General features: G+C 68.2%; 24 protein-coding genes and 1 pseudogene. 7 read left to right on the top strand and 18 right to left on the bottom strand.

The genetic code is table 11. The annotated features are described in order from the left end of the window. The first annotated feature begins 1 nt into the window (after position 1). Positions 2 to 997 carry an S-methyl-5-thioribose-1-phosphate isomerase gene (gene mtnA, locus MKCMC460_RS05370; RefSeq protein WP_236980801.1) on the top strand — a complete coding sequence of 332 codons (996 nt, stop codon included), beginning with the start codon at positions 2 to 4 and terminating at the stop codon, positions 995 to 997. Here mtnA and regX read toward each other — a convergent pair. The 6 genes and pseudogenes from regX to MKCMC460_RS05340 all read right to left on the bottom strand — a co-directional run bounded on the left by regX (position 979) and on the right by MKCMC460_RS05340 (position 7,218). Continuing rightward, complete coding sequence (regX, locus tag MKCMC460_RS05365; RefSeq protein WP_236980799.1) at positions 979 to 1,662, bottom strand: two-component sensory transduction protein RegX; 684 nt, start codon at positions 1,660 to 1,662, stop codon at positions 979 to 981. The two genes, mtnA and regX, sit on opposite strands and share 19 nt — an antisense overlap. A 117-nt stretch (positions 1,663 to 1,779) precedes the next feature. Continuing rightward, a complete protein-coding gene (locus MKCMC460_RS05360; RefSeq protein ID WP_236980783.1) occupies positions 1,780 to 3,024 on the bottom strand; it encodes a cell wall metabolism sensor histidine kinase WalK in 1,245 nt (414 codons plus the stop codon). A gap of 134 nt (positions 3,025 to 3,158) precedes the next feature. Then, a complete protein-coding gene (locus tag MKCMC460_RS05355; protein ID WP_236980780.1) occupies positions 3,159 to 3,914 on the bottom strand; it encodes a phosphoglyceromutase in 756 nt (251 codons plus the stop codon). A 67-nt stretch (positions 3,915 to 3,981) separates the two neighbouring features. Further along, entirely contained in the window at positions 3,982 to 4,482 is a 501-nt protein-coding gene (locus tag MKCMC460_RS05350; protein WP_236980778.1) for a YbjN domain-containing protein, read from the bottom strand. A gap of 10 nt (positions 4,483 to 4,492) precedes the next feature. Continuing rightward, positions 4,493 to 5,815: pseudogene (gene mshA, locus MKCMC460_RS05345) on the bottom strand (D-inositol-3-phosphate glycosyltransferase); the annotation flags it as partial. A gap of 74 nt (positions 5,816 to 5,889) precedes the next feature. Next, positions 5,890 to 7,218 carry an ROK family protein gene (locus tag MKCMC460_RS05340; RefSeq protein ID WP_370653076.1) on the bottom strand — a complete coding sequence of 443 codons (1,329 nt, stop codon included), beginning with the start codon at positions 7,216 to 7,218 and terminating at the stop codon, positions 5,890 to 5,892. A gap of 181 nt (positions 7,219 to 7,399) precedes the next feature. On the opposite strand from MKCMC460_RS05340, the gene MKCMC460_RS05335 reads away from it, so the two are divergent. Beyond that, on the top strand, positions 7,400 to 8,158 hold the full coding sequence (locus tag MKCMC460_RS05335; protein ID WP_238305380.1) for an SDR family NAD(P)-dependent oxidoreductase: 759 nt from the start codon (positions 7,400 to 7,402) through the stop codon (positions 8,156 to 8,158). On the opposite strand, the gene MKCMC460_RS05330 is transcribed toward MKCMC460_RS05335, so the two are convergent. Beyond that, positions 8,136 to 9,530 (bottom strand): Ig-like domain-containing protein, encoded by a 1,395-nt coding sequence (locus MKCMC460_RS05330; protein ID WP_236980774.1) that lies wholly within the window; start codon positions 9,528 to 9,530, stop codon positions 8,136 to 8,138. The two genes, MKCMC460_RS05335 and MKCMC460_RS05330, sit on opposite strands and share 23 nt — an antisense overlap. Before the next feature lie 43 nt (positions 9,531 to 9,573). Continuing rightward, positions 9,574 to 10,668 (bottom strand): UDP-N-acetylmuramate dehydrogenase, encoded by a 1,095-nt coding sequence (locus MKCMC460_RS05325; protein ID WP_238305379.1) that lies wholly within the window; start codon positions 10,666 to 10,668, stop codon positions 9,574 to 9,576. 39 nt (positions 10,669 to 10,707) lie between these two features. On the opposite strand from MKCMC460_RS05325, the gene MKCMC460_RS05320 reads away from it, so the two are divergent. The 3 genes from MKCMC460_RS05320 to MKCMC460_RS05310 are packed head-to-tail and all read left to right on the top strand — an operon-like array spanning position 10,708 to position 13,119. Beyond that, positions 10,708 to 11,232 carry a DUF2505 domain-containing protein gene (locus MKCMC460_RS05320; protein ID WP_236980772.1) on the top strand — a complete coding sequence of 175 codons (525 nt, stop codon included), beginning with the start codon at positions 10,708 to 10,710 and terminating at the stop codon, positions 11,230 to 11,232. A gap of 16 nt (positions 11,233 to 11,248) precedes the next feature. Continuing rightward, a complete protein-coding gene (locus tag MKCMC460_RS05315) occupies positions 11,249 to 12,073 on the top strand; it encodes a carbon-nitrogen hydrolase family protein (RefSeq protein ID WP_236983769.1) in 825 nt (274 codons plus the stop codon). Then, positions 12,070 to 13,119, top strand: a complete 1,050-nt coding sequence (locus MKCMC460_RS05310; protein WP_236980770.1) for a DUF2993 domain-containing protein — start codon at positions 12,070 to 12,072, stop codon at positions 13,117 to 13,119. Before MKCMC460_RS05315 ends, MKCMC460_RS05310 begins: the two co-directional genes overlap by 4 nt. A gap of 11 nt (positions 13,120 to 13,130) precedes the next feature. On the opposite strand, the gene deoC is transcribed toward MKCMC460_RS05310, so the two are convergent. The 6 genes from deoC to MKCMC460_RS05280 form a co-directional block, all read right to left on the bottom strand. Beyond that, positions 13,131 to 13,808 carry a deoxyribose-phosphate aldolase gene (gene deoC, locus MKCMC460_RS05305; protein ID WP_236980768.1) on the bottom strand — a complete coding sequence of 226 codons (678 nt, stop codon included), beginning with the start codon at positions 13,806 to 13,808 and terminating at the stop codon, positions 13,131 to 13,133. Beyond that, on the bottom strand, positions 13,808 to 14,239 hold the full coding sequence (locus MKCMC460_RS05300) for a DUF2599 domain-containing protein (protein WP_238305378.1): 432 nt from the start codon (positions 14,237 to 14,239) through the stop codon (positions 13,808 to 13,810). The genes deoC and MKCMC460_RS05300 overlap by 1 nt, the downstream gene beginning before the upstream one ends. A gap of 3 nt (positions 14,240 to 14,242) precedes the next feature. Continuing rightward, entirely contained in the window at positions 14,243 to 14,518 is a 276-nt protein-coding gene (locus MKCMC460_RS05295) for a DUF2516 family protein (RefSeq protein WP_255731242.1), read from the bottom strand. A gap of 119 nt (positions 14,519 to 14,637) precedes the next feature. Continuing rightward, on the bottom strand, positions 14,638 to 15,285 hold the full coding sequence (locus MKCMC460_RS05290) for a heparin-binding hemagglutinin (RefSeq protein WP_236980764.1): 648 nt from the start codon (positions 15,283 to 15,285) through the stop codon (positions 14,638 to 14,640). Positions 15,286 to 15,593: 308 nt separating this feature from the next. Beyond that, complete coding sequence (locus MKCMC460_RS05285) at positions 15,594 to 16,013, bottom strand: helix-turn-helix domain-containing protein (RefSeq protein ID WP_236980762.1); 420 nt, start codon at positions 16,011 to 16,013, stop codon at positions 15,594 to 15,596. 88 nt (positions 16,014 to 16,101) lie between these two features. After that, complete coding sequence (locus MKCMC460_RS05280) at positions 16,102 to 17,466, bottom strand: DUF445 domain-containing protein (RefSeq protein WP_236980760.1); 1,365 nt, start codon at positions 17,464 to 17,466, stop codon at positions 16,102 to 16,104. A gap of 189 nt (positions 17,467 to 17,655) precedes the next feature. On the opposite strand from MKCMC460_RS05280, the gene MKCMC460_RS05275 reads away from it, so the two are divergent. Both MKCMC460_RS05275 and MKCMC460_RS05270 read left to right on the top strand, forming a co-directional pair. Next, positions 17,656 to 18,381 (top strand): TetR/AcrR family transcriptional regulator, encoded by a 726-nt coding sequence (locus MKCMC460_RS05275; RefSeq protein ID WP_238305958.1) that lies wholly within the window; start codon positions 17,656 to 17,658, stop codon positions 18,379 to 18,381. 148 nt (positions 18,382 to 18,529) lie between these two features. After that, entirely contained in the window at positions 18,530 to 19,393 is an 864-nt protein-coding gene (locus tag MKCMC460_RS05270; protein WP_236980758.1) for a cyclopropane mycolic acid synthase family methyltransferase, read from the top strand. Positions 19,394 to 19,421: 28 nt separating this feature from the next. On the opposite strand, the gene MKCMC460_RS05265 is transcribed toward MKCMC460_RS05270, so the two are convergent. The 4 genes from MKCMC460_RS05265 to aceA all read right to left on the bottom strand — a co-directional run bounded on the left by MKCMC460_RS05265 (position 19,422) and on the right by aceA (position 23,262). Then, complete coding sequence (locus MKCMC460_RS05265) at positions 19,422 to 19,850, bottom strand: hypothetical protein (protein WP_236980756.1); 429 nt, start codon at positions 19,848 to 19,850, stop codon at positions 19,422 to 19,424. Positions 19,851 to 20,016: 166 nt separating this feature from the next. Then, positions 20,017 to 20,877 carry a cyclopropane mycolic acid synthase family methyltransferase gene (locus MKCMC460_RS05260; RefSeq protein WP_238305377.1) on the bottom strand — a complete coding sequence of 287 codons (861 nt, stop codon included), beginning with the start codon at positions 20,875 to 20,877 and terminating at the stop codon, positions 20,017 to 20,019. An 82-nt stretch (positions 20,878 to 20,959) separates the two neighbouring features. Next, positions 20,960 to 21,823: a 3-hydroxybutyryl-CoA dehydrogenase gene (locus tag MKCMC460_RS05255; protein WP_236980753.1), complete on the bottom strand. Its 864-nt coding sequence runs from the start codon at positions 21,821 to 21,823 to the stop codon at positions 20,960 to 20,962. Between the two features lie 152 nt (positions 21,824 to 21,975). Then, positions 21,976 to 23,262, bottom strand: a complete 1,287-nt coding sequence (gene aceA / locus MKCMC460_RS05250) for an isocitrate lyase (protein ID WP_238305376.1) — start codon at positions 23,260 to 23,262, stop codon at positions 21,976 to 21,978. Positions 23,263 to 23,395 lie beyond the last annotated feature (133 nt).

Genomic DNA, 23,395 nt, shown 5'->3' with positions numbered 1-23,395 from the left:
GGTGCGCAGGACCATCGACTGGGACGGCAGTGCCGGCGGGGCGGTGACGATCATCGACCAGACCGCGCTGCCCGCCGACTATCGGGTGCTACGCCTGCGCACCGTCGACGAGCTGATCGATGCGATCCGCCGGCTGGCCGTGCGCGGCGCGCCCGCACTCGGCGCGGCCGGAGCGCTGGGCGTCGTGCTCGCCGTCCGCGAGGGCGGCGACCCGGTGGCCGCCGCCGAGCGGGTCGCCAAAGCGCGACCGACCGCGGTCAACCTCAGCTGGGGAGTCGCCCGGGCACTGCAGAAACTCGACCGCGGCGCGGACGCCGTGCTGGCCGAAGCCCTGCAGATCCTCGACGAGGACGAACGCCTGAACCGCGCCGCATCGTCACACGCCGCGCAGATCGTGCTGGCGGAGTGCGGCCGCCGCCCGCTGCGGCTGCTCAGCCACTGCAACGCCGGTCATCTGGCCACCGTGGCCTGGGGCAGTGCGCTCGGCGTCGTCTGGCACCTGCACGAACGCGGGCTGATCGAGTCGGTGCTGGTCGACGAGACCCGTCCGCTGCTGCAAGGCGCCCGGCTCACCGCGTGGGAGCTGGCGCAGGCCGGCGTGCCCTACCGGGTGCAGGCCGACGGCGCGGCCGCGGCGGCCATGGCACGCGGCCTGGTCGACTGCGTCCTGGTCGGCGCCGACCGCATCGCGGCCAACGGCGACGTGGCCAACAAAATCGGCACCTACGGGTTGGCCATCGCGGCGCGTCATCACGGCGTGCCGCTGATCGTGGTAGCGCCGTCGTCCACCGTGGACGCGGGGTTGGCCTCCGGCGCCGACATTGTCATCGAGGAGCGCTCGCCCGACGAACTCAGGACGCTTTGCGGCACCACGGTCACCCCGCCGGACGCCGACGTGTTCAACCCGGCCTTCGACGTCACCCCGGCCGAGCTGATCACCGCTATCGTCACCGAGCACGGCCGGTACCGGTCGCCGGGTCAGCCCTCGAGCTTGTAACCCAGTCCGCGGACCGTCACCAGGTGCACCGGGTTGGCGGGATCGGCCTCGATCTTGGATCGCAGCCGTTTGACGTGGACGTCGAGCGTCTTGGTGTCGCCGACGTAGTCCGCTCCCCAGACCCGGTCGATCAGCTGGCCGCGGGTCAACACCCGGCCGCTGTTGCGCATCAGGTACTCGAGCAAGTCGAACTCCTTGAGCGGCAACGTAATGGTGTCGCCGTTGACCGAGACGACGTGTCGTTCGACGTCCATCCGCACCGGCCCCGACTCCAGCACACCGTCGCTGATCTCGGAGTCGTCGTCGCCGCCGCGACGCAGCACCGCACGGATTCGGGCGATCAGCTCGCGCGCCGAATAAGGCTTGGTCACATAGTCGTCGGCGCCGAGTTCCAGCCCGACCACCTTGTCGATCTCGCTGTCCCGGGCGGTCACCATGATCACCGGCACACCGGAGCGGGCCCGCAACTGCTTGCACACGTCGGTGCCCGACATGCCGGGCAGCATCAGGTCCAGCAGCACGATGTCGGCGCCGGCCCGGTCGAACTCGGCGAGCGCGGAGGGGCCGTCGGTCACCACGGTGGCCTCGAAGCCCTCTTTACGCAACAGGAAGGCCAGCGGGTCGGCCAGCGACTCCTCGTCTTCCACGATCAGTACGCTAGTCATTTGCGCCACTCCTCCTCATCGCTGCGCTCTGCATCGTCGTCAGCGCGCGTCATTTGCGCCACTCCTCCTCATCGCTGCGCTCTGCAATCTCACTGCTGCGCTCTGCATCAGCGCGTGTCATCGACTCAGCTCTTCCTCTCGTTGCGACCGCCCAGGCCTGAAATCGCGGCTCAGATTCTGCTCAGCCTGCTCTTTGCCCTGCTGCGCGGCCGCCGCCGCGCCGCCACCGGACGCCGGGATGGACAACGTGAACGTCGACCCGGTCCCGGGCTTGCTCCACACACCGATGCTGCCGCCGTGGTTGGCGGCGACGTGCTTGACGATGGCCAGTCCCAGCCCACTGCCACCAGTCGCGCGCGACCGCGCCTTGTCGCCGCGGAAGAACCGCTCGAATACCCGCTCCTGGTCTTCCAGGGCGATCCCGATGCCCCGGTCGGTGACGGCGATCTCGACGTTGTCGCCTCGCCTGCGCCGGCTGATCGACACCGACGACCCCCGCGGTGAGTAAGCGATCGCGTTGGACACCAGGTTCGCCAGCGCGGTCACCAGCAGCGTTTGGTCCCCCACCACCTGCAGTCCGCTGGCGGCGTCGGTGCGGATCTCGATCTGAGCGTTCTCGGCCGCCACCTTGTGGCGTGAAATCGCTTCTGCCACAACGGCATCGATGTCGACATCGGTCACGTTGGACAACCGCTCGGCACCCTGCAAGCGCGACAACTCGATCAGTTCGGCCACCATGTCGCCCAATCGGTTGGCCTCGATGAGCACCTTCTCGGCGAACCGGCGGACCGTCTCGGTGTCGTCCGCGGAAGCCAGCAACGCCTCGGCGAGCAATGCCATGGCACCGACCGGCGTCTTGAGTTCGTGGCTGACGTTGGCCACGAAATCCCGCCTGGTCGCCTCCATCCGGGCGTAGTCGGACTGATCGAGCACGAACACCACCGCGAAGCGGCGATCCTCCTCGCTCAACAGCCGGGCGTGCCCGTGCACACACAGTCCGGACCGCGAGCCCGAACGCTTGCCGGGCGACAGGTCGAATTCGACGTCCTCACCGCTGAGCGCCTGCCTGGCGGCCTTCCAGGCGTCGTCGTCGAGTTGCCGGTCGCGCACCAGGCCCAGCTCCTTGGCGCGATCGTTGAGGTAGACGACGTCGCGGTGGGTATCGACCACCGCCGCGCCCATCGGCATCAGCGCCACGATTCGTTGCAGCATCTGCGCGACGGTGATGCCGGTCCACTCGGTGGTGGCTTGTTGACGCTGCTGCCCGACTCGCCGCGACAGCCGCATCCCGGCCGCAACTCCTACGACCAGCGCCAGCGCGGACAATACCCCGGCCAGCAACAGCGCCGAGAACACAGTCACAAGCGGAATCCTACAAATCGGGTGAACGCCACCCTAGCGGGACGAGGCCGAAATCGGACAAGTCACAAGCCTGGGCGAAGGTGTTCCGCTGGCGTTAACGCGTTGTTCAGCGACGGGCCCGCCCCGGGTTGAAATCAGGCTTTCGCCGCGCCCTGACTGGCCACCGCGGCGGCACCGGCGGCCGCCGCCTCCGGGTCCAGGTAGGTGCCACCGGCCACCACCGGGCGCAACTGGTCATCCAGGTCGTAACGCAGCGGGATACCGGTCGGGATGTTCAGTCCCACGACGTCCTCGTCGGACATCTGGTCCAGGTACTTGACCAGCGCCCGCAGCGAATTGCCGTGCGCGGCGATCAGCACGGTCTTCCCGAGCCGCAGGTCCGGGACGATCACGTCGGTGAAGTACGGCAGGAAGCGAATCACCACGTCGGACAGGCATTCGGTCAGCGGCCCACCACCGATGTTCGCGTAGCGGGGGTCGGCGTCCTGGCTGAACTCACTGCCCCGCTCGATCTCCGGCGGCGGGGTGTCATAGCTACGCCGCCACGCCATGAACTGCTCTTCGCCGTAGCGTTCCTTGGTCTTGGCCTTGTCCAGCCCCTGCAGGGCGCCGTAGTGACGCTCGTTGAGCCGCCAGCTGCGGTGCACCGGGATCCACAGCCGGTCGGCGGCGTCCAGAGCCAGGTTCGCGGTGGAGATGGCACGCCGCAATAGCGAGGTGTAGAGCACATCGGGCAACAAGTTCTGCTCGGCAAGCAACTCGCCCGCGCGCACCGCCTCGGTGCGGCCCTTCTCCGTCAGCCCGACATCGACCCAACCGGTGAAAAGGTTCAGTGCGTTCCATTCGCTCTCGCCGTGGCGGAGCAGCACCAGCGTGCCCGTGTCACCCATGCGGGCCAGTCTCTCACGGCACCCCTGAGCCGCGCCGAGCGTAACCGCACCGCGATCGCGGCCGGTGTCAGTCGTCCTGGTCGATCAGGTGCTCGAACGCCGCCAGGTTCTTCAACGACTCCCCCCGCGACACCCGCCACTCCCACTCTTTCTGGATCGACGTCCGAAAACCCAACTCCAGCAACGTGTTGAAGTCGGCATCCACCGCCTCGAGCACCTGGCCGAGGACTCGGTCGATCTCCTCGGCGCTCACCGACGCCAACGACATCCGGCCCACCAGATAGATGTCGCCGACGTTATCCAGCGTGTAGGCGACCCCGTACAGCCGGCGATTGCGCTTGAGCAGGAACCGGTAGACGCCCTCGTGGTTCTCGTCGGGCCGGCGACACACGAACGCCTCGACGCGCACCGAATGCTCGCCGATGCTCAAGATCGTGTTGGTCTTCAGGCGGCGCTCGCCGGGCAACGCCACGATCAGGCCGGGCAGGCCGCCGTGCGCCCCTTCGTGTTCCTCGTACTCCAGGTCGCTGGCCCGCAGGGCGTCCTCGATCAGCTGTTGCACCGTCATGCGCCCACCCCCCCCGACGTGCCGCCCAGCGCCGGGGCCTGCGCTTGGCGACCAGGTCGGGTAACCGCCGCTGACGCGCGGCCCGGAAATCGCCGATCGCGCGCCGGTAGCTGGCCAGCAACGCGTCGGTGGTGTTCTCCCACGAGAACGTGGCCGCATGCGCGGCCGCCGCACGGCTCATCGCCCGTCCCTGCGGGCCGGCGCCGACGCGCAGCAGCTCGCCGATGGCCTCGGCCCACTGACCGACTTCGTGGCCGGACACCAGCGTGCCGGTGATGCCGTCGCGCACCGCGACCGGCAACCCGCCCACCGCGGCCGCCACCACCGGTGTGCCGCAGGCCTGCGCCTCTACCGCGACCAAGCCGAACGATTCCGAATAACTGGGTACCGCAACCAGATCGGCGGCATGAAACAACCTGGCCAGCTCGGGTCGGGACTGCGGCGGCAGGAACGTCACCCGCTGGGCGATGCCGAGTTCGCCGGCCAGGCGCGCCAGCCCGTCCGGTGAGGCCAGGCCGCTGCCCGACGGCCCGCCGGCCACCACGATCCGCACCCCCGGCAGTCGCGCCGCCGCCCGCAACACGATATCGGGCGCTTTCAGCGGCTGGATGCGCCCGACGAACGCCACCACCGGCTCGTCCTGGCCGAGCCCGAGCGCCGCCCGCGCGGCCCGCCGGTCACCCGGGCGGAACACGTCCAGGTCGACGCCGGGGTGCACCACGTCGATCCGCGCCGGATCGGCCCGATGCAACGAGATCAATTGCCGCGCTTCGTCCTCGGTGTTCACGATGAGCCGGTCGGCCTCGTCGACCACCTGCTGTTCGCCGACCGTGCGCAGCGGCGGTTCGGCGGTGTCCCCGTCGGCCAGGGCGGCATTCTTGACGGCGGCCAGGGTGTGCGCGGTATGCACCAGCGGCACCGCCCAGCGGTCCCGCGCCAGCCACCCGACCTGCCCGGACAGCCAGTAGTGCGAGTGCACGATGTCGTAGTGGCCGGGCTCGTGGGCGGCCTCGGCGCGTAGTACGCCGGCCGCGAACGCGCACAGCTGGGTGGGCAGGTCGTATTTGTCGAGTCCCTCGAACGGCCCCGCCACCACGTTGCGTACCAGCACCCCGGGTTCGATCCGGACCACGGGCGGGTCCGCGGACGCGGTGGCCCGGGTGAAAATCTCCACGTCGATGCCGCGGCGGGCCAGGTGCAGCGCTGTCTGCAGCACGTAGACGTTCATCCCGCCGGCGTCACCGGTGCCGGGCTGGGCCAGCGGCGAGGTGTGTACGGCCAGCAGGGCGACCCGGTGCGGAGCCTCGCCGCCACGACCGACTCGGGTCACCAGGGAATCGTCGTCGCGAGCTACCGGGAACCGCACCCCTTCATCTTTACAGCACGCCGCCGGGGGACGGACCGTGCCTACTTGGCCGCGACCGCGGGCTCGGCGTCGTCCAGTCGCGACACCAAGGCCCCTGACCTGCGCATCGCTCCCAGCGGGTCGGCGTAGAGGCCGTCCAGCGAGACGACACCGGCGCCGGCCTCCTGCACCCGATTGCCGAACGCGGTGACCCGGATGTCGCGCGGTGCCAGCACCGAGCGCTCCGCGAACGCGGCCTCCACGTGTTCCATGCCCTCGGGATACTCGGTGAACGCCTGGCCACCGACCACCACCTCGTCGGGGTTGAGCATGTCGCGCAGCAGTGCGACGGCACCGCCGAGCACCCTGGCCCGCTCGGCCAGCAGATCCCTGGCCTGTTGGTTGCCGGCGCGTGCCACGCGCAGCAGGTCGGCCATCGCGGCGGTCGACGCGCCGGTGCGGTTCGCCGGGGCGAGGCCCGGCAGGATCCGGAGCCGGCGCGCGGCCGCCAGCACGGCCTCGTCACTGACGGTGGACTCGAGCTGGCCCGACCCGCCGAGCAGCTCCGACTGCACCGGCAGCGGTGCGATGGTGCCCGGGCCGCTGGCCGGGCAGTGCACCCGGCCGCCGATCACCAGCGCGTAGCCCACCGTCTCGCGCGCATACACGTACAGGCTGGTCGACGAGCTCGGCGCGAAGCGTCGCATGCCGAGCAGCAGTTCGGCGCCGGCCATGGCGTCCACGTGCGAGGCCACCGAGATCGGCAGTCCCAAGGCGTCGGCCAGCACGGGTCCGACGGGCGCCTGCCGCCAGCCCAGCCTGGGGTGGTCGACCAAGCCGCTGGCGTTGTCGACGGTGCCGCCGATCGCGACCCCGACCCATAACGCCCGGCGCCGGTGCCAGCGCCGCAGGTAGCGGCTGGCGCTGTGGGCCAGCGAGGTCAGCGCGGTGCCCGGGGCGCTGAGCGGTGTCGGGGTCTCCACCGTGTCGAGCGTGCGGCCGAACAGGTCGGTGGCCACGATGCTGGTGGTGCGTGCGCCGATGTGGATGCCCAACGTCACGAACGGCTCGTGGTTGACCTCCACCGGCACCCGCGGACGTCCGATCGCCCCGGACACCGCCAGGTCGGCGCGCTCACGCAGCAGGCCGGCGTCGAGCAGCGCGATGACCTGCCGGTTCACCGTGGCGATGCTCAGCGAGGTGACGTTGGCGATGACGTCGCGGCCGACCGGTCCGCGCAACCGCACGGCCCGGAACACCGACGCCGCCGCGGAGTCGGACAGGTGCAGTGCCGGCGGCACCACCTGACGGTAGCTGCGCAATGGTGCGTTCGGGCCGGCTACGCGGCCGCTGCGGCTGTGCGAATGGTGGGTGAAAGTAGTCGAGTGCACTGGATAGTCCTTGTCGGAGTTCGGATGGCCGGGTCCCTGGCCGCACCCCGACTTGCGTCAGTTCAGGCGCGGCAAAGTGCGCGACAACAACACGCGCCCGCGTGGAGACACGCGGTCGTGGTGCCGAACAAGGCGCTGCAGTACACACCGAAAACTTAGCACGTTTATTACAGTTGTCCTGGTGAGTTCCCCCGAAGCGCCGAGACGAGTCGCGGTGGTCACCGGAGCGAGCTCCGGAATCGGCGCGGCTACCGCGAAAACGCTTGCCGCCCAAGGGTTTCACGTAGTTGTCGTGGCACGCCGCGCGGACCGCCTCAATGCGCTGGCCGCCGAGATCGGCGGCACCCCGATTGTGGCTGACGTCACATCGGACGACGATGTGGCGGCGCTGGCCGAGCGGCTGGACCGGGTGGACGTGCTGGTCAACAACGCCGGTGGCGCGAAAGGCCTGGCCCCGGTTGCCCAAGCCGACCTGCAGCATTGGCGGTGGATGTGGGAGACCAACGTACTGGGCACGCTGCGAGTCACCCGCGCACTGCTGCCCAAGCTGATCGAATCCGGCGACGGCCTGATAGTCACGGTGACTTCCATTGCGGCCCTTGAGATTTACGACGGCGGCGCGGGCTACACGGCGGCCAAGCACGCCCAGGGCGCGCTGCACCGCACGCTGCGCGGGGAGCTGCTGGGCAAGCCGGTGCGGCTCACCGAGATCGCGCCCGGTGCGGTCGAGACGGAATTCTCGCTGGTCCGGTTCGACGGCGACCAGCAGCGCGCGGATGCCGTCTACGCCGGGATGACCCCGCTGGTGGCCGCCGACGTCGCCGAGGTGATCGGATTCGTGGCTTCGCGGCCGTCGCACGTGAACCTGGACCAGATCATCATCCGGCCCCGCGACCAGGCCTCAGCGACCCGAAGGTTCAACCACCAGGCCCAGAACTAGTCGACGGGGACGTCGAAGACGTGCTCGTCGGCGACGTGGTGGTGGTGGGCGTGCCCGACAGCGTCGGCGCGTTGGGCGGCGTGGCCGGTGCGGTGACCGGGATCTGGGTGCCCGGCGGGTGCGCGGCAGGCGGCGGCAGCGCCGACATGCCCACCCAGGTGTCCCAGTCCACGGCCCAGTCCCAGATGTCGCCGTCGGAGTAGGACAACTGGATCGTGCTGCCGGTCACCTCGACCGGGTCGCCGTAGATCGCGGTCTGGAAGTACTCGGCGGCGTCGGAGGTGGACAGGTTGATGCAGCCGTTGGTGACGTTGCTGTTGCCCTGCGCGCCGGCGCTGGACGGGTTCGCGTGGATGAACTCGCCGTTGTTGGAGATCCGCACCGCCCACCGCTCGTGCACGTTGCTGTAGCCCGCCGCCGGATTGGACATATAGAAGTCGGAGTACTTCTCGGTGACCACGTGGATGCCGTTGCGGGTGACGTTGCGCGCTTTGTCGGCCTCGCCGTAGCTGCACGGGAAGTCCATGATGACCCCGGCATCGGTGACGACCTGGATGCGGTGCGAGGAGACCTCGGCCTTGACCACCTGCCGGCGCCCGATCTGGATGTTCAGCGAGAAATCCTGCGCGCCGTACGCGCCGTCGCCGAACGGCAGGCCGTAGAGCTTGGCGTCGACGCTGACGGTGGTGCCGGCCGGGTAGTACTCGCGCGGCCGGTAGTGCACGCGGGCGCCCTTGGCTTCGTCGGGCAGCCAGGCCCAGCTGCCTTCCACCGGCGGATTGGTCCGCACCGTCAACGCCCGCTCGACGGCGGCCTTGTCGCTGATCGGCGCGTCGAACTGAATGATGATCGGTGCTGCGACGCCGACGGTCTGGCCGTCGGCCAGCTGGAACCCGCCGTCGATCTTCTTCTTCGGCGTCACCGTGGTGAGCTTGCCCGCCACCGGGATGGCCTTGCCGTCGTGCCCGACCGCCGACCCGGTCCAGGTGTAGGTGGAGTCGTAGCCCAGCGGCTCGGTGGTCATGAAGACGGTGCGGTCCTGGTTGAACGTGCCGGCCACCGGCTTGCCCGCCGAGTTCGTCAGCGCGACCCGCTGAAACCAGCCGTCGGCGACGGTGACGCTGATCGGCGCGATCGGCACCACGTCCTGGGTGGCGTCGGCGGGCTGAAAGGTCAGCTTCGCCGCCGGCGGCGCCTTCTTCTCGGCCTGCGGGGTGTTTTTGCCGCCACACGCGGCGAGCACGCTCGGCGCGAACACCCCGAGCCCGAGTGCCGCCAAAGCCGCGCGCCGATTGATCGGCCCTGGACTTCGAGGGGCGCTGGGAGGGGTCACGACAACCAAAGATACCGGGCCAAACACCCTATCCCGCACCGCAAAGACACGCGGCAGCGCCGTTTGGGCACCAAACGGGCAGCTACAGGACGCACCCGACCAGGACAGGTTCGGGTTTCAGTGTGAAACCGAACACATCACGAACCCCGTCTCGCACGGTGCGGGCCAGTAGCATCACGTCCTCCGCGGTCGCCGCGCCCCGGTTGGTCAATGCCAGCGCATGTTTCGTCGAGAGCCGGCAGGGTGCATTTTCGCCGGGGTATCCCTTGCCGAATCCGGCCCGTTCCACCAGCCACCCGGCGGCCAGCTTGACGCCGTCCGGTGCCGGATAGTGCGGCACCGGCCCGTCGGTGACGGCGGCCAACCGCTCGTACTGCGGCTGCGACACCACCGGGTTGGTGAAGAACGACCCCACGCTCCAGGTGTCGTGATCGGCCGCGTCGAGCACCATGCCCTTGCGGGCTCGCAGGTCCAGCACGGCCGCGCGGACGGCACGCGGATCGCCCCGCTCGCCGCTGGCGGCCCCCAGCGCGGCGGTCAGTTCGCCGTAGCGCAGCGGGGCGCTGCGCCCCGACGGGTCGAGCGCGAACTCCACCTCCAGCACGACGGCCGGCAGCTGCAGCCCGTCGGCCCGCTTGAGCACGCTGCTGCGATACCCGAACCGCAGCTCCTCGGCCGCCGCCCAGCGCACCTCGCCGGTGCTTCGATCCAGCAGCCGCACCCGGGTGATGCGGTCGGAAACCTCCACGCCGTAGGCGCCGACGTTCTGCACCGGGGTGGCCCCCGCCGAACCCGGGATGCCGGACAGGCATTCCAGCCCGCCCAGCCCCTGCTCGATGGACCGCAGCACCACGTCGTCCCACACCGCGCCGGCTTGCGCGCGCACCAGGTTGCCGTCGACGACGACTCCGTCGTTGGCCAGCCGCACCACCGTCAGATCCGGCAGACCGCCACCGATCACCACGTTGGAGCCGCCGGCGAGAACCAGCACCGGACCGGCATCAGCGTGGCTTTGCGTGTCGAGCTGCCGCATCACCGCGATCACCTCATCGGTACTGCCACAGGTGATTACGCGCCGCGCCACCGGTCCCACCCGCAAGGTGGTCAACGGAGCCAACGGCACCGCCTCGGTGACCCGCGCACCGGCGAACAACGAACCGACCCGTCCTTGTTTCATAAGCTCCGATTCCTGGCCCGTAACGGTAGCGTGCCAGTCATGCCGCGTTCATTCGACATGTCGGCCGTCTACGAGGGCAGCGTGGAGGACATTCACCGGGCTTTCCACGAAGAGCAGTATTGGGTGGGCCGGCTGGCGGAGGTGCCGACCGACCTCGCGGCAGTCGAGGAATTACGGGTCGGCGCAGAGGCCGGTGCCGACGCCGCCGTCGCGGTGGTCACCCTGCAGCGCGTGTATCGGCAGAACCTTCCGGCCCTGGTGACCCAGTTGCATCGCGGCGACCTGTGCATCCGCCGGGAGGAAAGCTGGGGCCCGATTCACGACGGCGTCGCGACGGCCTCCATCCGCGGCTGGCTGCTGGACGCACCGGTGAGCATCTGGGGAACCGCGGTCCTGTCTCCGCACACCGAGTCCGGCGGGTCCCGGCTGACCGCGAACATGACCGTGCAGGTGCGTGTCCCGCTGATCGGGGGGAAGTTGGAGCACCTCATCGGTTCCCAGCTGCCCGAACTGATCAACGTGGAACAGCGCTACACCTCGCAGTGGATGGCGAAAAATGCCTGAGCCGCGCTCCGTCCCGCTGCGCATCGCCCTGGCGCAGATCCTCAGTGGCACCGATCCGTCGGCAAACCTGCAGCTGGTGCGCGAGTACGCGGAGCGGGCCGCCGCTGCCGGGGCGAAGCTGGTGGTGTTCCCCGAAGCGACCATGTGCCGCTTCGGGGTTCCGCTCGGTCCGATTGCCGAGCCGGTCGACGGGCCCTGGGCCGACGGTGTCCGCCGGATCGCGGCCGACGCCGGCGTCACCGTCATCGCCGGCATGTTCGCCCCGGCCGGCGACGGGCGCGTGACGAACACGCTGATCGCGGCCGGCCCCGGCGACCAGCCACTCACCCGCTACGACAAGATCCACCTCTACGACGCGTTCGGCTTCACCGAGTCGCGCACCGTCGCGCCGGGCCGTGAACCGGTGGTCGTAACCGTCGACGGCGTCGGGGTGGGGTTGACGACGTGCTACGACGTCCGGTTCCCTGCGCTGTACACCGAGCTCGCCGACCGCGGCGCCCAGCTGATCGCGGTGTGCGCGTCCTGGGGTTCGGGCCCGGGCAAACTCGAGCAGTGGACGCTGCTGGCCCGCGCCCGGGCGGTGGATTCCAGCTGTTACGTCGCCGCCGCCGGCCAGGCCGACCCGGGCGGCAAGATCAGCGACTCCCGGGCCCCCACCGGTGTCGGCGGGAGCCTGGTGGCCTCCCCGTTCGGCGAGGTGGTGGCGGCCGCGGGCGCACAGCCCGAGCTGGTGATCGCCGACGTCGACCTCGACAAGGTGGCCGCGGCCCGGGACAACATCGCGGTGCTGCGTAACCGCTCGAGCTTTCTCCGAATTGATAAGGCAGAATCTCGAGAGTGACCACCCCGCAAGGCCCACCGAATGACCCCCGGTGGGGGCGTCCCGGTCCCGGCAACCAGAGCCCACTCGGCCGGCCTCCGGCGCCCGGTGAAAGTCCCACCGAGCAGTTGCGGCCCGGATCGGGCCGCCCGCAGCAGCCGGGCGCCGGTCAGCCGCCGCCCGGGCAGCCGACGCAGCCCGCGCAGCCACCGACCGCGGCCGGCGCCTACACCCAGCGGGGCGCCGACCAAGCGCCGCCCAAACAGCCCGGCGCTGCGACGACGCCGCTGACCACGCCGAAGGACCAGGACGAGACGCGCAAGCGGCGGCGCATCTTCGGGTTCGCTGCGTCCTACGTGGTGTTGATCCTGGTCATCGTGCTCGCCTTGCTGGTGTCCGCCGCGATCGGCGTCGAGCTCTACATCCGCAACAAGGCGACCAACAAGATCGCGGCCGCCACGGCGTGCGTCGCCCAGGACCAGGCCACCGCGAAGTTCGGGGTAACGCCGCTGGTGACCTGGCAGGTGATCACCGATCACTACACCAACATCAGCATCGAGACGGCCGGCAACAACCTGCGCGACGCCAAAGGGATGAAGCTGCAGCTCAACATCTCCGATATCAAGCTCGACAACACCGCCGACTCCAAAGGCACCATCGGCGCGATCGACGCCACCGTCACCTGGAGCACCGACGGCATCAGACAGACGGTGCAGAACTCGATCCCGGTCGTGGGTGACTTCGTGACGTCCAGCGTGACCACCCACCCCAAGGACAACACCGTGGAGTTGAAGGGCATGGTCAACGACATCGTCGCCAAACCGTCGGTGGTCAACGGCACCCTCAAGCTGCAGATAGTCACGTTCAACACGCTGTTCGGCAAGCTGCCCCGGGAGTTGATCCAATCGTCGCTCGACGACTACACGACGAGCCTGAACAAGAAACTGCCGTTGGGCATTCAGGCGGACAGCGTGCAGGTCACCGACAGCGGCGTGGTCGGCCACTTCTCCTCCCGCAACGCGACCATCCCGGCCGGTCAGACCGATCCCTGCTTCGCCGACCTGTGAGCTGAACGCACTCAGCTGTCGAGGCCGTCCAGCACGGCTCGGGTGCCGGACAGGCCCAGCCGGGTGGCGCCGGCGTCGATCATGGCGATCGCGTCGGCCGCGGTGCGGATGCCGCCGCTGGCCTTGACCCCCAGCCGGCCGCCCACCGTGGCGCTCATCAGCTCCACGGCGCGCACGCTGGCCCCGCCGGCCGGGTGGAACCCGGTCGAAGTCTTGACGAAGTCGGCTCCGGCGTCTTCGGCGGCACGGCATACCGCGGTCAGCGTGTGCTCGTCGCCCTGCCCCAGCAGCACAGCCGACTCCACGATCACCTTCAGCACGGAGCCGCCGGTCGCCTCGCGCACCGCCGCGATGTCGGCCTGCACGGCTGCGAAGTCGCCGGCCAGCGCCGCACCGACGTCGATGACCATGTCGATCTCGGCGGCGCCGGCGGCCAGCGCGGCAGCCGCTTCTCGCGCCTTGATCTCGGGTAGGTGTTTGCCGGACGGGAATCCGGCCACGGCGGCGATGCGCACCTCGGCGACGGTTGCCGCGGCCGGCACCATCGACGGCGAGACGCAGACGGCGTAGACGCCGAGTTCGGCGCCTTCGGCGACCAGTGCCGCCACTTCGGCGCGGGTGGCTTCGGGTTTGAGCAGGGTGTGGTCGACCAGGGCGGCCAGCCGGCTGCGGGTCAGGTTCGTGGGCATCAGAACGTCTCCTCCGGGCCGCCGGGGTTGCACGAGGCCGCGATCATCTGCGCATCGTCCACCACGGGCCGCCACGGTTCCAGGTTCCAGCTGGTCTTGCCGGGTCGGGCGCACTCGGCGAAGCGCCAATGACAGAGGAACTGCTCCCACATACCGGGGGTGTGGGCGTCGGGAGATCGTGCCAGCACCTCCGCCCAGGCCTCCTCAGCGGCACCCTGGGTTCCCGTGTCCCGGGATACGGCGCGCGCCGCCGGTGTGGGATACACGCGCAGACTGGGCAGCCGGCCCCAGTACACCCATTCGGTGTGGTCGACGAACGGCGGCTGACGAGACACACCGACGGTGTCCGCCGTCCCCGGGTCGGCGGGCGCGGGCGCCGCGCCCAGCAGCGCAACCAACGCCGCTACCGGCGCGCACAGCAGAAGCTTCATCCGCTAGCGGGACTTGCCCTGCACTTCGAGCAGCTTGGGCCGCACGTCGACCAGATAGACGCCGGCCGCCACCGCGGCCACCGCCAGTCCCATGATCTGGAACACGAAGGCCAGGACCGATGTCAGGGCCACCGCGCCGCCGAGGATCAGCAACCAGACCGGCTTGGTCAGCTTTTCGGCTGCGGTGTAGGCGTCGGCTCGTTGCATCGCGGCATGCACGAACGCGTACACCGCCATCAGGGTGAGGGCGATCTGCAAGACGACCATGACGGCGTTCACTACGTGCACGCCCCTAAGACTAGGCGGGGCTGCGCAGAAACGTCGACTCCGAGCCGCCCGCGGGAGTGTCCCGGGGCGGCCCGGAGTCGATCGTCACTTGGTGCGGCGGGGAGCCGCGACTACTTCTGGGTGACCTTCTTGGCCGGGGCCTTCTTGGCGGCCGGCGCCTTCTTGGCGGGGGCGGCCTTCTTGGCCGGAGCGGCCTTCTTGGCGACGGTCTTCTGCGCCGCCGCGGCGGTCTCCTCGGCCTTCTTGGGCAGCTCGATGCCGACCAGCTTGGCGGCGCGCTCGCCGACGGCGCGGGTCTGCGACGCCACGGTGCCCAGCGCCTCCTGGGTCAGCTCGACGGCCTGGTCCACGTAGCCCTCGGCACGCGCCGACGCGTCCTCGAACGCGGACTGGCTGCGCAGCCGCTCCAAGGCGGCCTCGCCGCGCTCGACCAGCTCGTTGTAGCGGGTGGTGGCGGCCTCGAGGTAGCCCTCGGCCGCCTTGCGCAGCTCCTCGGAGGTGAAGCGCTCGCGCAGCTCGGTCAGCTGCTCGGGCAGGTCCTCCTGCAGCTTGCTCAGCCGGGCACGGCTCTCCTCGGCACGCTCACGCAGGCTGCTGCGCGTCTCCTCGACTCGGCTGCGGGTGTCGGTGCGGGTCTCCTCGGCACGGTCGCGCAGGTTGGCGATCAGGTCGTTCACGGTGGCCAGGGCCAGGTCGGCGGCGCCCAGTGCGGCCAGCAGCGGGGCCTTGAGCTCCTCGATGTTGGTGTTGTCAGCCATTGATGTTTCCTCTCATTGTTTTCGATATCGGGATTACTACCTGCAATTTGCGAAGTTGGTGCAAGCGGCGGCTCCTTCGGTCAGGAGGGCTGAGGGGCGGTCAAGACCCGCGGATTGACGTGGCCTGCTCGGCACGCTGCTGGCGGGAACCTCCTGGTTGGTCGGGTCGGCGGGCGGGGTGCGATAAGGGACTTGCGGTAGGGGACTATTGAGATGTCGTCGCCGCGGCCGGGTAGATCGGCGGCCGGCGGATGGACCCGGGTGGTGTCCGGTGCGGACACAAGGCCGGCGTCGGCGCTAGGGGTGGATCAAGCTTCTCTGCCGGGTTCGATGGGACACTCCTCACGGTCAGCTTCGTTCTCCTGGACGAACGATGCGTAGGTGTCCAGCAGAACCTGCTTTTGACGCTCGGTGATGGCCGTGTCGGTGACGATGGCGTCCCGTACCTGGCTGGTCTCGCTGGGCTCGAGCATCCCCGCACGCACGTAGAGGATCTGCGCGGACACCCGCAACGCCTTCGCGATCTGCGCCAGCACGTCCGCGGACGGCTTGCGCAGTCCCCGCTCCACCTGGCTCAGGTATGGGTTGCTGACACCGGACCGTTCGGCAAGCTGCCGCATCGAGACCTGGGCCAGCTCGCGCTGCGACCGGATGAAGCTGCCGATGTCGGAGGCCACGTCAGAGGCTTTTGTGGACACCTTGGCGCCCAGCTTTTCCTCCGGCGACATCAGTTGCTACTCCCAGCGTCGGGTGTTTGCTTACGACCACCAGGGTACGAACGTGTGCTTGCTTTTGCAAGCGCTTGTGACGCCTCCCTCAGAACAGCAGTTGCGCCACCGTGTAGATCACCAGCCCCGCCAGCGACCCCACGACCGTCCCGTTGATCCGGATAAATTGCAGGTCACGGCCCACATGGAGCTCGATGCGGCGGCTGGCTTCCGCGGCGTCCCAGCGCTCGATCGTCTCGGTAATGATCGCTGTGATCTCCACCCCATATTGGGAGACCAGGTGTTGGGCCGCACGAACCATCCAACCGTCCACCTTGTCGCGAAGATCGGCGTCGTCGCGTAACGATTCCCCGATCCGGATCACCGCGTCGGCAACCCGGGTGCGCAGCGCGCTGGACGGGTCGTCGACGCCCTCGAGCACCAGACGTTTGAGCGTCGCCCACGCCGTCTTGGCCGCGTTGGCCACCTCTTCGCGCGCCATCAGCTGCTCTTTGACCGCGTCGGCCCGCGCGATGGTGTCCGGGTCGTTCTGCAGGTCGTCGGCGAATTCGAACAGGAACCGGGTCGCCGACCGACGCAGCTCGTGGTCGGGGTTGCGCCGGACCTTGTCGGTGAAATCCATCAGCTCACGGTGGATGCGATCGCCCACGAGATGGTCGACGAACCGCGGCGACCACGTCGGCGAGTCGCGCTCCACCACCCGCTGGATCACCACGCCGGCGTTCAGCGACCACTGGAATGCCCGGTCGGCCAGCAGCTGAATCAGCGCTTCCTGTCGGTTCTCGGCCAGCAGCGTCTGCAACACCCGGCCCACCGGCGGACCCCACTGCGGTTCGGCGATGCGCCGCACGATCATCCGGTCGATCACCTGCTGGACGTCCTCGTCGCGCAGCAACTCCACCAGCACCCGCAGCACCGTCGCCGTCTCCGCGGCCACCCGCTGGGCGTGCGCGGGTTCGGCGAGCCACTTGCCCAGCCGGCTCGGCACCTGCGCGTCGCGCAGCTTGGTCTCCACCACCTCCGGCGACAGGAAATTCTCCCGCACGAAGGTGCCCAGCCCCTCCCCGAGCTGATCTTTCTTGCGCTTGATGATCGCGGTGTGCGGGATCGGAATGCCCAGCGGGTGCTTGAACAGTGCCGTCACCGCGAACCAGTCCGCCAGGGCACCCACCATCCCCGCCTCGGCCGCCGCGCCCACGTAGCCGACCCACGCCGGAGCCGTCCCGTGCATGTTGGCCCAGCGGCAGACGAGAAAGACGACGGTAGCGCCGACCAGGAAACCCAGCGCCACCGCTTTCATCCGGCGCAGCGCGGTGCGGCGTTCGGCGTCGGCCCCGGGGTCGGCCCCGGCGAACGATTCGGCAAAAGACGTGCCGGTCGGGCGGCTCGCGACCGGCTGCGCGTCCGCACCCCGCCCAGGGTGCGCGCCCGCTCCGTCAACCCTGTGCGTCATCGCACCGTTCGATCCTGCGTCATCGCACCGTTCGATCCTGTGTCACCACAACATCATCATCCGCCATCGCCGCCACCGGTTAGTGTTACCCACACTGGTCGGAGCCCTCACACCCGTCGGCACATCCCGCTTGCCGGGCGGTCCCACGCCGTATCATCGGTGCGTCTGGACGAATGGAAATCGGCGAAAGTGGCTCAGCTCATTCCGGCTCGCATCCCCAAGACCGACGGTCGCAAACGGCGCTGGCACCAGCACAAGGTGGACCGGCGCAATGAATTGGTAGACGGCACCATCGAGGCGATCCGCCGACAGAGCCGCTTTCTGAGCATGGACGAGATCGCCGCCGAGATCGGGGTGTCCAAGACGGTGCTCTACCGCTACTTCGTCGACAAGAATGACCTGACGACGGCCGTGATGATGCGCTTCGCGCAGACCACCCTGATTCCCAACATGGCGGCGGCATTGTCGTCGAACCTGGACGGCTACGACCTGACCCGCGAAGTCATCCGAGTCTACGTCGAAACGATGGCGGCCGAACCCGAACCGTACGGGTTCGTGATGGCCAACAGCTCGGGCAGCAAGAGCAAGGTGATCGCCGACTCCGAACGGATCATCGCCCGCATGATCGCGGTGATGCTGCGGCGGCGGATGCGGGAAGTCGGAATGGACACCGGCGGCGTGGAACCGTGGGCGTACCTGATCGTCGGCGGAGTGCAGCTGGCCACCCACTCGTGGATGTCGGACCCGCGGATGAGCAGCGACGAGCTGATCGACTACCTGACCATGCTGAGCTGGAGCGCGTTGTGCGGCATTGTCGAGGCCGGCGGATCGCTGGAGAAATTCCGGGCCGAGCCGCATCCCTCGCCGATCGTGCCGGCCTGGAATCAGCTCGACGGGGACGCGAATCCGCAGTAAGCACTCCGGATCACCGGCTGGGCGGCGGAACGACCGGCGACCGCGCCCAGTCACAACGGCTAGCATGCATGGGGTGCGTCGGCAGTGGTGCCTGCGATGCCGTCAGGATCGTCCGGCACCGCCCACCGAGTGAAAGGCAGAAAATCGGATGGCCGTGCAGCTCACGCCACATTTCGGCAACGTGCAGGCGCATTACGATCTGTCCGACGAGTTCTTCCGGCTCTTCCTCGACCCCACTCAGACTTACAGCTGCGCCTACTTCGAGCGCGATGACATGACGCTGGAAGAGGCGCAGCTCGCCAAGATCGACCTGGCCCTGGGCAAGCTTGGGCTCGAGCCCGGGATGACGTTGCTCGACGTCGGATGCGGTTGGGGCGCCACGATGCGCCGCGCCGTGGAGAAGTACGACGTGAACGTCGTCGGCCTGACCTTGTCGGCCAATCAGGCCGCCCATGTGCAGCAGACGTTCGACGAGCTGGACAGTCCCCGGAGCAGACGGGTGCTGCTGGAGGGCTGGGAGAAGTTCCACGAGCCCGTCGACCGCATCGTCTCGATCGGCGCGTTCGAGCACTTCGGCCGCCACCGCTACAAGCGCTTCTTCAAGCTGGCGTACGAGGTGCTGCCCACCGACGGCGTCATGCTGCTACACACCATCGTGCGCCCGACGATGCGCGAAGCCAGGGCCAAGGGCTTGCCGTTGACTCGCGAAATCGTGCATTTCAGCCAGTTCATCCTGGCCGAGATCTTCCCCGGTGGTGACCTGCCGACGGTTCCCACGGTCCAGGAGTACAGCGAGGCGGCCGGCTTCAAGGTGCAGCGCATCCAGTCGTTGCAGCTGCACTATGCGCGCACCTTGGAGACCTGGGCGGCGGCGCTGGAGCTCGAGCAGGAGAAGGCCATCGCGATCCAGTCCGAGAAGGTCTACCACCGGTACATGAAGTACTTGACGGGATGCGCCAAGCTGTTCCGCCAGGGCTACACCGACGTCGACCAGTTCACGCTGGTGAAGTAGCCGCCCCCATCCTGCCGCAGGGTGTGCGTCAGGACCCGGCTTGCGTGTACTGCAGTTTGCTCACCTGTTGGGACCCCACCGTTGCACCGCACGCCGTGCTGGTGAAGGTTATCGTTTCGGTGCCTGCCAGGGTGACCGGATCCCACGTGTCCACGTAGGGCAGTCCGGTGGTACTACCGTCGCTGCAGCGTTGGGGCCAGGTGCCGTTCATCACCCATTGCCCGTTGACCAACTTGGCCTGCCCAACGGACGGCCCACCCGCTGTGAGTGCTGCTGAGGCGCATCCGTCGCCGCAGGGCGTGAAGTAGAAATCGCCGCTGCTCGTACTGCCCTGCGGGGAGGTCGTCGTCCAGGTGTAATGGCCGCTCATCGTTGTATCGGCCCGAGCTGTACCTACTGTGCCGGCAGCAAGGCCGACAAGGCCGGCGAGCACGGTTGCCGCGGCCAGGTAGCGCATTGGGAGATAGTTAGGAGTTTCATGTGAAGTGCCCGATAGCTTCATATGTGTGACATAGCAGAAAGATCGCGGGCCTGCGCCCATTTCGCCGGAATAGCGGCAGTTCTGCAGCGCCGGACGATCTCTCAATTTGTGGTGACGCCCGCTCGACGAGCCACCGGCGCGGTCACTTGACCAGGGTGAACTGGCCCACGTTGCAGATACCCTTGCGGAAGAAATTCTCGCATCCGGTGAGGTAGTACATGTACTTGTCGTAGATTTCCTGCGACTGGATCTCGATGGCCTGGTCTTTGTTCGCCTCGAGGTTCTCTGCCCATATCTGCAAGGTGCGAGCGTAGTGCTCACGCAACAATTGGACCCGTTCGAGCGTGAATCCGGCGTCGCCGGCGAATTTCGGAATATCCTCCTGCGCCGGCAACTGACCGCCCGGGAAGATATCCGTTCCGATGAAGCGCATGAATCGCAGATCGGTCATGGTGACCGAGACTCCCCGCTCGAACTGCTGCTTCTGCGTGTAGGCCAGAATCGTGTGCAGCAACATCCGGCCGTCGTCGGGCAGAATGTCGTAGGTCCGTTCGAAGAAAGCGCCGTAGCGTTCCAATTTGAACGCCTCGAAGGCGCCGATGCTGACGATCCGGTCGACCTTGTCGTCGAACTCTTCCCACCCTTGCAGACGCACCTCGATGGTGCGTTCGGTGGGAATCGTCGCCAGCCGCTTCTTGCTGTACTCGAATTGGTTGCGGCTCAGGGTAATCCCGATCACGTTCACGTCGAACTTCTCGATCGCCCGCTGCAGCGCGCCGCCCCAGCCACAGCCGATGTCGAGCAGCGTCATGCCGGGTTCGAGGTTGAGCTTGCCCAACGCCAGGTCGAACTTGGCATTGGACGCTTCCTCGAGGGTCATGTCGTCGCGCTCGAAGTAGGCGCAAGTGTACGCCATCGTCGGGTCTAGAAATAGGGCAAAGAATTCATCGGAAACGTCGTAAATGGATTGCGACTCTTCGTAAAACGGCCTCAAGTCTGCCATGCTTGCCGGGCGCCTCTCCTATGTTGAACGCCGGAATATTACCCCATTCGGCTGGACAGGCCGGCGCCCGACCTGCGCGGCTTCAGTAGGTATAGAAACCCTGACCGGATTTCTTGCCCAGCATTCCCGCCTCCACCATCCGCAGCAGTAGCGGCGGCGCTCCGTAGTGCGGCTCCTTGAATTCTTCGTAGAGCTTGTCCGCGATCAGCTTGAGGGTGTCCAGGCCGACGAGGTCGCAGAGCCGCAGCGGGCCCATCGGGTGGGACAGCCCCGCGACAACGGCCTTGTCGACGTCCGCGACGGTGGCGAAGCCCGCCTCCACCATGCGGATGGCGGACAGCAGGTAGGGCACCAGCAGGGCGTTGACCACGAAGCCCGAACGGTCCGAGCAGCGCACCACCTGCTTGCCCAGCACCCCGCTGGCGAACTGCTCGGTGCGGGCCAGGGCGCCTTCGTCGGTGACCAGGGTGCTGACCAACTCCACCAGCGGCAGCACCGGGACCGGATTGAAGAAGTGCAGGCCCAGCACCCGCTTCGGGTTCTCGGTGGCGGCGGCGAGCTTCATGATCGGGATGCTCGACGTGTTCGACGCCAGTACCGCATCGGGGTCGGTGATCACCCGGTCCAGCTCGGCGAAGACGCCGGCCTTGACCGACTCGTCTTCGATGATGGCCTCGATGACCAGTTGCCGGTCGGCCAGGTCACTGAGGTCGGTGGTGAAGGTCAGCAGGTCCAGGGCGCGGTCGCGTTCGCGCTCGGTGACCTTGCCCGCGCTGACGCCGCGTTCCAGCGACTTGACGATGCGGTTGCGGCCTGCGGTGATCAATGCGTCGGTGGTCTCGAACACCGTCACCGCGACACCGGCCCGCACCGACACCTCGGCGATCCCGGAACCCATCTGCCCGGCCCCGACCACTCCTACCCGCTGGATTGCTGCATCGCTCACTGTCATCTCCGTCGCCCGAATTATCTTGCACCGCAATAGGCCCCGCCCAGGGTGACCGGGCGGGGCCTATGCTACTTCAGCGCGAACCGGGGGTCGCCCGGCTCGCCACTGGCCTTCCCGCACGAGCAGACTCTGCTCGGCGAACTACCGGATCAGTGGAACTGGCCCTCTTCGGTCGAGCCGGCCAGCGCCGTCGTGGACGAAGTGGGGTCCACCGTGGTGGCGATGCGGTCGAAGTACCCCGCACCGACCTCGCGCTGGTGCTTGGTGGCGGTGTAGCCGCGCTCCTCGGCGGCGAACTCGCGCTCCTGCAACTCGACGTAGGCGCTCATCTGCCTGCGGGCGTAGCCGTGGGCCAGATCGAACATCGAGTAGTTCAGGGCGTGGAAGCCGGCCAGCGTGATGAACTGGAACTTGAAGCCCATCGCACCGAGTTCCTTCTGGAACTTCGCGATGGTGTCGTCGTCGAGGTGCTTGCGCCAGTTGAACGACGGCGAGCAGTTGTAGGCCAGCAGCTGGTCGGGGAACTCGCTCTTGACGCCCTCGGCGAACTTGCGGGCCAGCTCCAGGTCCGGGGTGCCGGTCTCCATCCAGATCAGGTCGGCGTACGGCGCGTAGGCCTTGGCGCGGGCGATGCAGGGCTCGAGGCCGTTCTTGACCCGGTAGAAGCCCTCGTTGGTGCGCTCGCCGGTGATGAACGGGCGGTCCCGCTCGTCGACGTCGGAGGTGATCAGCGTGGCGGCCTCGGCGTCGGTCCGCGCGATGACGACGGTGGGGACACCGGCCACGTCAGCCGCGAGCCGGGCAGACGTCAACGTGCGGATGTGCTGCTGGGTGGGGATCAGCACCTTGCCACCGAGGTGGCCGCACTTCTTCTCCGAGGCCAGCTGGTCCTCCCAGTGCGAACCGGCGACACCGGCGGCGATCATCGCCTTCTGCAGCTCGTAGACGTTGAGGGCACCGCCGAAGCCGGCCTCACCGTCGGCCACGATCGGGGCCAGCCAGTTGTCCACCGAGCGGTCGTTCTCAATCTTGGCGATCTCGTCGGCGCGCAGCAGCGCGTTGTTGATCCGGCGCACCACCTGCGGGACCGAGTTGGCCGGGTAGAGGCTCTGGTCGGGGTAGGTGTGGCCGGACAGGTTCGCGTCACCGGCGACCTGCCAACCGGACAGGTAGATGGCCTTGAGGCCGGCGCGGACCTGCTGTACGGCCATGTTGCCGGTCAGCGCACCGAGCGCGTTGACGAAGTCCATCTCGTGCAGTTGCTCCCAGAGCACCTCTGCGCCGCGGCGGGCCAGGGTGTGCTCCTCGACGACGTGGCCTTGCAGCGCGACGACGTCCTGCGGGGTGTAGGTGCGGGTGACACCCTTCCAGCGGGGGTTGTGGTCCCAGTCGTGCTGGATCTGCTCAGCGCTCTTGGGGGTTCCAACGACAGACATTGGACGGCTCCTTACCGGTGATTGCGTTGCCGAATCTTTCGAGGCCGCGACCGCTGCCCGGCGGTGTGCCAGCCTCGACTTCACTCGTGTGCTAACACGACCTTGGCATAGCCCATTCCTGCTGGTCCACCCA

This window comes from Mycobacterium sp. 20KCMC460 (genome assembly GCF_022179425.1).
Taxonomy (GTDB): domain Bacteria; phylum Actinomycetota; class Actinomycetes; order Mycobacteriales; family Mycobacteriaceae; genus Mycobacterium; species Mycobacterium kiyosense.
Note: the sequence above shows the minus strand (reverse complement) of the source record. Positions and strands in the feature narration are given on the sequence as shown.

Coding starts and splice junctions, on each gene's coding strand:
- regX (WP_236980799.1), bottom strand. CDS start 1,662: ATGACTAGCGTACTGATCGTGGAAGACGAGGAGTCGCTGGCCGACCCG.
- MKCMC460_RS05355 (WP_236980780.1), bottom strand. CDS start 3,914: ATGGGTGACACGGGCACGCTGGTGCTGCTCCGCCACGGCGAGAGCGAA.
- MKCMC460_RS05350 (WP_236980778.1), bottom strand. CDS start 4,482: ATGACGGTGCAACAGCTGATCGAGGACGCCCTGCGGGCCAGCGACCTG.
- MKCMC460_RS05325 (WP_238305379.1), bottom strand. CDS start 10,668: ATGAAACAAGGACGGGTCGGTTCGTTGTTCGCCGGTGCGCGGGTCACC.
- MKCMC460_RS05320 (WP_236980772.1), top strand. CDS start 10,708: ATGCCGCGTTCATTCGACATGTCGGCCGTCTACGAGGGCAGCGTGGAG.
- deoC (WP_236980768.1), bottom strand. CDS start 13,808: ATGCCCACGAACCTGACCCGCAGCCGGCTGGCCGCCCTGGTCGACCAC.
- MKCMC460_RS05300 (WP_238305378.1), bottom strand. CDS start 14,239: ATGAAGCTTCTGCTGTGCGCGCCGGTAGCGGCGTTGGTTGCGCTGCTG.
- MKCMC460_RS05290 (WP_236980764.1), bottom strand. CDS start 15,285: ATGGCTGACAACACCAACATCGAGGAGCTCAAGGCCCCGCTGCTGGCC.
- MKCMC460_RS05285 (WP_236980762.1), bottom strand. CDS start 16,013: ATGTCGCCGGAGGAAAAGCTGGGCGCCAAGGTGTCCACAAAAGCCTCT.
- MKCMC460_RS05280 (WP_236980760.1), bottom strand. CDS start 17,466: ATGACGCACAGGGTTGACGGAGCGGGCGCGCACCCTGGGCGGGGTGCG.
- MKCMC460_RS05270 (WP_236980758.1), top strand. CDS start 18,530: ATGGCCGTGCAGCTCACGCCACATTTCGGCAACGTGCAGGCGCATTAC.
- MKCMC460_RS05265 (WP_236980756.1), bottom strand. CDS start 19,850: ATGCGCTACCTGGCCGCGGCAACCGTGCTCGCCGGCCTTGTCGGCCTT.
- MKCMC460_RS05260 (WP_238305377.1), bottom strand. CDS start 20,877: ATGGCAGACTTGAGGCCGTTTTACGAAGAGTCGCAATCCATTTACGAC.
- aceA (WP_238305376.1), bottom strand. CDS start 23,262: ATGTCTGTCGTTGGAACCCCCAAGAGCGCTGAGCAGATCCAGCACGAC.